Source organism: Streptomyces sp. GC420, from assembly GCF_009916105.1.
Classification (GTDB): domain Bacteria; phylum Actinomycetota; class Actinomycetes; order Streptomycetales; family Streptomycetaceae; genus Streptomyces.
Map to the genome: position 1 here is coordinate 1 of NZ_JAAAXQ010000429.1, position 6,076 is coordinate 6,076.

A 6,076-nucleotide genomic window follows, 5' to 3' on the forward strand; every position below is an offset into this window, starting at 1 on the left:
GCCCCCTGTCGACCATCCCCGTCGACCGCCCCCGTCGTCCGTCGTAGTCCCGTCCGCACAGCGAAGGCCCCCGATGAATCTCTCCCGCCCCGCGCGCATCACCCTGCGCATCGCCGCCGGGCTCGGCTTCGCGGTGATCTACATCCCCCTCTTCCTCGTCCTGATCAACTCGCTCAACCCCGACCGGAGTTCCGGCTGGCCGCCGCCCGGACTCACCTTCGGCTGGTGGGGCGACGCCTGGCGGAGCAGCGGTGCCCGCGACGCGCTGTGGACCTCGGTGAAGGCGGGGCTCGGCGCGACCGCGATCGCGCTGGTCCTCGGCACGCTCATCGCCTTCGCCTGCCAGCGCTACCGCTTCTTCGGCCGGGAAGCCGTCTCCTTCGCCGTCGTGCTGCCCATCGCCCTGCCCGGCATCGTCACCGGCGTCGCCCTCAACACCGCTTTCCGCACGGTCCTCGAACCGCTCGGTGTCGGCCTGGGGCTGTTCACGGTGGTCGTCGGCCACGCCACCTTCTGCATCGTCGTCGTCTTCAACAACGTGATCGCCCGGCTGCGCAGGATGCCCGGATCGTACGAGGAAGCCGCGATGGACCTCGGCGCGCACACCTTCCGCACCTTCGTCGACGTCACCTTCCCGCTGCTGCGCTCCGCGCTCGTCGCGGGCGCGCTGCTGGCGTTCGCGCTGTCCTTCGACGAGATCGTCGTGACGACCTTCACCGCCGGGCCGGGTGTCCAGACGCTGCCCGTCTGGATCTACTCCAACATGGCCCGTCCCCAGCAGGCACCCGTGGTCAACGTCGTCGCCGCCGTCCTGGTCCTGCTCTCGGTGATACCGATCTACCTGGCCCAGCGGCTCTCCTCGGACACCGCGTCCGGCAGCCGCCTCTGACCGGGACGACGCACGCCCGGGCGGCGGGGCGTCGCACCGGACCGGCGCCGGACTCTCAGCGGGCGGGCCGGCCGTTCACCAGCTCCGCCGTGCCCGACCCGTCGTCCAGCACCGCCAGCGCCGCCCGGATCCGCCCGGCCATCCCACCCGTGACATACGGGTCGAGTCCCTCCGACGCGACCAGCCGCCAGTCGGTCAACTCCTCCTCCTGGAGGCGGATCCCGGCGAGCCGAGCCCCGTCCAGCACTCCGCCGTCGTACAGGTAGACCGACAGCGGCGGCCGGCCGAGCCCGGTCACCCAGTCCACCGCGAGCAGCGCGCCCAGCTCCACGTCGAGCCCGATCTCCTCCGCGGTCTCCCGGCGCGCCGCCTCACGCGGTGTCTCGCCGGCGTCCGACTCCACCGTCCCGCCCGGCAGGATCCACTTCCCGTCCTGCCGGTAGTTGGGCTCCACCAGCAGCACCTGTCCGCCCGCGTCCCGGAACAGTGCCGCGGCGCCGCAGAGGATCCGGGGAAGGCCGGCGATGTACGTCGCATAGTCCGAGGTCGTCACGACCGCATCCTACGGACGCGAGGCCGGCTCACCCGTGTCCGCGCCCGCCAAGCGCACCGTGCGCGCCGCCAGTTCACTGATACGCGCCCCGTCGAAACCGAAGACCGCGCTGCGCACCCGGTCCTGGAGCGGCCGCGTCCACTGCGGCGGAATGGCCGCGGCCCCGCACAGCACCCCGGCCACCGAACCCGCCGTCGCGCCGTTGGAGTCGGTGTCGAGGCCGCCGCGGACGGTCAGCGCGACGGTGCGGGTGAAGTCCCCCTCGCCGTACAGCAGCCCGGCCGTGATCACCGCCACGTTGGGCAGGACGTGGATCCAGCCCAGCCGGGACGTCTCCCGCTCCAGTTCGTCCAGCGTCTGCGACCAGCCGAGCCCCGCCTCGTACAGCGCGATCGTCCGCCGCACCGTACGGGCCAGCCGGCTGCTCGCCGGGATCCGTTCCAGCGCCGCCTCCAGCGCGGGGCGCGGACCCGCGGCGGTGAAGGCCGCCGCCACCAGCGCCGCCGCCCACATCGCGCCGTACACCCCGTTGCCCGTGTGCGAGAGCACCGCGTCGCGCCGGGCCAGCGCGGCGGCGCGGCGGGGGTCGCCGGGGCAGACCCAGCCGTGCACGTCGGCGCGGATGAGCGCTCCGATCCACTCCTGGTACGGGTTGTCGTACGTCGCCGTCAGCGGCGGCCGCAGCCCGTTGGCGAGATTGCGGTAGGCGACCCGCTCGGCGGTGAACGTCTGCAGGTACGGAAGCCGCAGCAGCCACAGCTCGCCGACCTGCTCGGTGGTGAAGCCGAAGCCGTACGTCTCCAGCAGATCGAGCGCCAGGATCGCGTAGTCGACGTCGTCGTCCCGGCAGCTGCCGCGGATGCGGCCGCGCACGCACTCCCGCCATTCCGGGCGCAGTTCGAAGTCCTCGCCCCCGGCGCCCTCGGGGGGTTCCGGCAGGTAGTCGGTCAGCGGCAGTGCCCCGGTCAGCCGCAGATAGCGGTCGATGCGGTCACGCGTCCAGTAGTCGCCGCGCTCGACGGGCTTGCCGAGCATGTTGCCCGCGATCCTGCCGAGCCAGCCGCCGAGCACCCGGTCGGACAGCGTGCCGGCCGGGAGCGGGACGGTGGCGGCGGCACCCGCGGTGCCGGTACCCGTGAGACCGATGTCTGTGCGGCCGGTGTCTGTGCGGGCGGTGCCGGTGTCGGGGGTCATGTCTCCGGTCTACCGAATCGCGGCCCGGCACGCGCGGTGCGGATTGATCGATCATTCGCGGTGGCGGCATGGGCAGCGGCCCCCTCCGGCGGTTAAGGTCGCAGCGGCGCGAGGCAAACGAGGGGAACACAGTGACGGAAACGGTGCGGGCCGCGCATGTGCTGGTGGCCGCGGACAAGTTCAAGGGTTCGCTGACGGCCGTACAGGTCGCCGAGCGGGTCCGCTCGGGCCTGCGGATGGTCGTGCGGGACCTCGACGTCGAGATGCTGCCCGTCGCGGACGGCGGCGACGGCACGGTGGCGGCGGCGGTCGCGGCAGGATTCGAACGCCGGGAGGTCCGGGTCACGGGGCCGCTCGGCGAACCGGTGGACGCGGCCTTCGCGCTGCGCGGGGACACCGCCGTGGTGGAGATGGCGGAGGCGTCCGGCCTCCAGCACCTGCCCGCCGGCGTCTTCGCCCCGCTCACCGCCACCACGTACGGCTCCGGCGAACTGCTCGCGGCGGCCCTCGGCGCGGGAGCCCGCACCATCGTCCTCGGCGTCGGCGGCAGCGCAACCACCGACGGCGGCGCCGGGATGCTGGCAGCGCTCGGCGCGCGCCTCCTCGATGCGGACGGCAACCCGGTCGGGCCCGGCGGAGGAGCCCTGCGCGACCTGGCGAGCGCCGACCTGAGCGGCCTCGACCCCCGCATCGCCGCCGCCGAGATCGTTCTCGCCAGTGACGTCGACAACCCGCTCACCGGCCCCAAGGGCGCCGCGGCGGTCTACGGCCCGCAGAAGGGGGCGGGCCCCGAGGACGTAGCCACGCTCGACGCCGCACTCACCCACTACGTCGCGGTGCTGGAGCAGGCCCTCGGCCCCGAGGCGGCCCGGTACGCCGACTCCCCGGGCGCCGGAGCCGCGGGCGGTGTCGGCTACGGCGCGCTCGTCGGCCTCGGGGCGGGCTTCCGCCCCGGCATCGAGGTCATGCTGGACGTCCTCGGCTTCGCCCCGGCCCTGGAACGCGCGACCCTCGTCATCACCGGCGAGGGTTCACTGGACGAACAGACTCTGCACGGCAAGGCCCCGGCCGGGGTCGCCGCGGCCGCCCGCGCCCGCGGCAAGGAGGTCGTCGCCGTCTGCGGCCGCCTCGCGCTGCGCCCCGAGGCCCTCGGCCGCGCCGGCATCCGCCGCGCCTACCCCCTCACCGACCTGGAGTCCGACCCCGCCCGCTGCATGGCCGAGGCCGGCCCCCTCCTCGAACGGGCCGCGGCGAACATCGCCCGTGACTTCCTGACGTGACCCCGCCGCCCGGCCACGGCCACCGGGCATCAGCAGCGATGTCAGTGCCGGGTGGAAGACTGCCCGGATGATCGAACCGAACCCGAAAGCGGACCTTCTCCGGTACCTGCAAGAGGCGCGTGATGCCCTTCTGTGGAAGCTCGACGGGCTCTCGGAGTACGACATCCGCCGCCCTCTGACCCCCACGGGCACAAATCTGCTGGGGCTGGTCAAGCATGTCGCCGGCGTGGAGCTGGGGTACTTCGGCGACACGTTCGGGCGGCCGTTCTTCGACGAGGAGCCGCCGTCCTGGTGGTATACGGAGGAGGCAGAAACCAACTCGGACATGTGGGCCACCGCGGACGAGTCGCGCGAAGGGATCGTCGGTCTGTACCGCCAGGCGTGGGAGCACTCCGACAGCACCATCGCGACGCTTTCGCTCGACGCGATCGGCCATGTGCCGTGGTGGCCGGAGGAACGGCGCGAGGTGACACTGCACCACGTCCTGGTGCGCGTGATCTCCGATACCCAGCGGCACGCCGGCCACGCCGACATCGTGCGAGAGCTCATCGACGGGAGTGTCGGCCATTCGCGGGGCAAGGACGACCTGCCGCCCGGTGACCTGGCATGGTGGGAGGGCCACCGGAATCGACTGGAGCGCGTGGCGCGGGAGGTCGGCAACGGCTGATCCCACCCTGCCGCTGCCGGTCGCAGACCTGACCCGCCTGGACGCTGCTCAGCCTCTTCGCGACGGACGGCCCGCTTGCGCTCAGGGCGCGTATTGGGCCGTGATCATGTGGATGGGCGAGGTCTTCGATCCAGATCAAGCAGGCGCGGCGGGTCGGCTCCAAGGCACCTGGCCGATTTGGCGGTGCACGCGCTATGCCGGGGTCGGGTGCGGTGGCTGTACGGGGCCGCCCGTGGGCCGGGATTGTGTGCGGGCCCGTGCCGCCCATCAAGGGCGCCCTTCGGGCGTCGCGTTCCGCGATTTCCGCTTCGCTCCAACCCTTGACCGCCGCCTCGTTCCCGCAGGAAGGCTCTTGTCAGGCGGCCCCGGGGGTGGACGGGTCCCGGGCAGGGCGCGGTCCTCGGTCCGGTTTCGTCCCCGGCCGCCGGGCCGGACGGGCGATCGGAGCCGTTGGAACGTAAATGCGTCGACAGTTCCCCGCCGCGCCGGGCAAAGTGGGCGCCCGTGACGAGCAGTGAGCTGTGGACCCGTGAGACCGCTGACCGCTACGACGCCGAGGAGACCGAGATGTCCTCGGCCGCCGTTCTCGGACCGACTCTCGCCTTCCTCTCCGAACTCGCCGGAGACGGCCGGGCACTGGAGTTCGCCATCGGTACCGGGCGAGTGGGCGTCCCGCTCCGGGAACGCGGCGTGCCTGTAGTGGGGATCGAACTGTCCGAGCACATGGCAGCGGTTCTGCGGCGCAAGATCGACGAGGACACCCTCCCGGTGGCCATCGGGGACATGGCCACCACCGTCGTCCCCGGCGAGTTCGCCCTGGTCTATCTCGTCTACAACACCATCACGAACCTGCTCACGCAGGACGAGCAGGTCGAGTGCTTCCGCAACGCCGCACGTCATCTGGGGCCCGGCGGCCGATTTGTCATCGAGCTGGGTGTGCCGCCGCTGCGGTTCATGCCGCCCGGCCAGACCGCGGTGCCGTTCGACGTCTCTGAGCAGCATCTCGGCTTCGACACCGTCGACCCGGTCGAGCAGATTCTCGTCTCGCACCACTTCACCCGCGACGGCGACGACGGCCGCTACCGCCGCGGCAGCTCCCGGCACCGGTACGCCTGGCCGGCAGAGCTCGACCTGATGGCACGGATCGCCGGGCTTGAGCTGGAACGTCGCATCGCGGACTGGGGCGGGGCGCCGTTCACCCGGGACTCTGCGAAGCACATCTCGGTGTGGCGCAAGCCGACCTGATCGGCCACAGGGCCGCCAAAGTAAGCTGTGCCTGCCGAGCCGGGGGCCCTTGTCGCAGCGGGCTGCGAGGGGCTCGGGAATAGGTGGAGTTGGTTCTGGTTTCAAATGCGGGCTCAAAGAGCACTCCAGACGCCCGATATGCCCGTTCTCAAGTGCAATATGGGCCCACATTCGCCCGGAACCCCCGCATCCGCAGGGGGTGGCAGCCGGACAGAGCCGCCCTCCGCCCCCAGCCCACCCGCGCAGCG

The 6,076-nt window shown here is 72.3% G+C and carries 6 protein-coding genes; 4 read left to right on the forward strand and 2 right to left on the reverse strand.

Annotated features, from left to right (window positions below; genetic code table 11):
• The first annotated feature begins 73 nt into the window (after positions 1–73).
• Positions 74–889: an ABC transporter permease gene (locus GUY61_RS33155; protein WP_166634029.1), complete on the forward strand. Its 816-nt coding sequence runs from the start codon at positions 74–76 to the stop codon at positions 887–889.
• A 55-nt stretch (positions 890–944) separates the two neighbouring features.
• Here the strand turns inward: GUY61_RS33155 and GUY61_RS33160 are convergent, their stop codons facing one another.
• The gene (locus tag GUY61_RS33160) at positions 945–1,442 is read right to left on the reverse strand and encodes an NUDIX domain-containing protein (protein ID WP_166634030.1); all 498 of its coding nucleotides are present in this window, start codon (positions 1,440–1,442) and stop codon (positions 945–947) included.
• 9 nt (positions 1,443–1,451) lie between these two features.
• Positions 1,452–2,477, reverse strand: a complete 1,026-nt coding sequence (locus GUY61_RS33165) for an ADP-ribosylglycohydrolase family protein (RefSeq protein ID WP_243766930.1) — start codon at positions 2,475–2,477, stop codon at positions 1,452–1,454.
• Positions 2,478–2,794: 317 nt separating this feature from the next.
• On the opposite strand from GUY61_RS33165, the gene GUY61_RS33170 reads away from it, so the two are divergent.
• The 3 genes from GUY61_RS33170 to GUY61_RS33180 all read left to right on the forward strand — a co-directional run bounded on the left by GUY61_RS33170 (position 2,795) and on the right by GUY61_RS33180 (position 5,828).
• Entirely contained in the window at positions 2,795–3,916 is a 1,122-nt protein-coding gene (locus GUY61_RS33170; protein ID WP_313896982.1) for a glycerate kinase, read from the forward strand.
• 67 nt (positions 3,917–3,983) lie between these two features.
• The gene (locus GUY61_RS33175) at positions 3,984–4,583 is read left to right on the forward strand and encodes a DinB family protein (RefSeq protein WP_166634033.1); all 600 of its coding nucleotides are present in this window, start codon (positions 3,984–3,986) and stop codon (positions 4,581–4,583) included.
• A gap of 504 nt (positions 4,584–5,087) precedes the next feature.
• Positions 5,088–5,828 (forward strand): class I SAM-dependent methyltransferase, encoded by a 741-nt coding sequence (locus GUY61_RS33180; protein WP_166634034.1) that lies wholly within the window; start codon positions 5,088–5,090, stop codon positions 5,826–5,828.
• Positions 5,829–6,076: the final 248 nt, after the last annotated feature.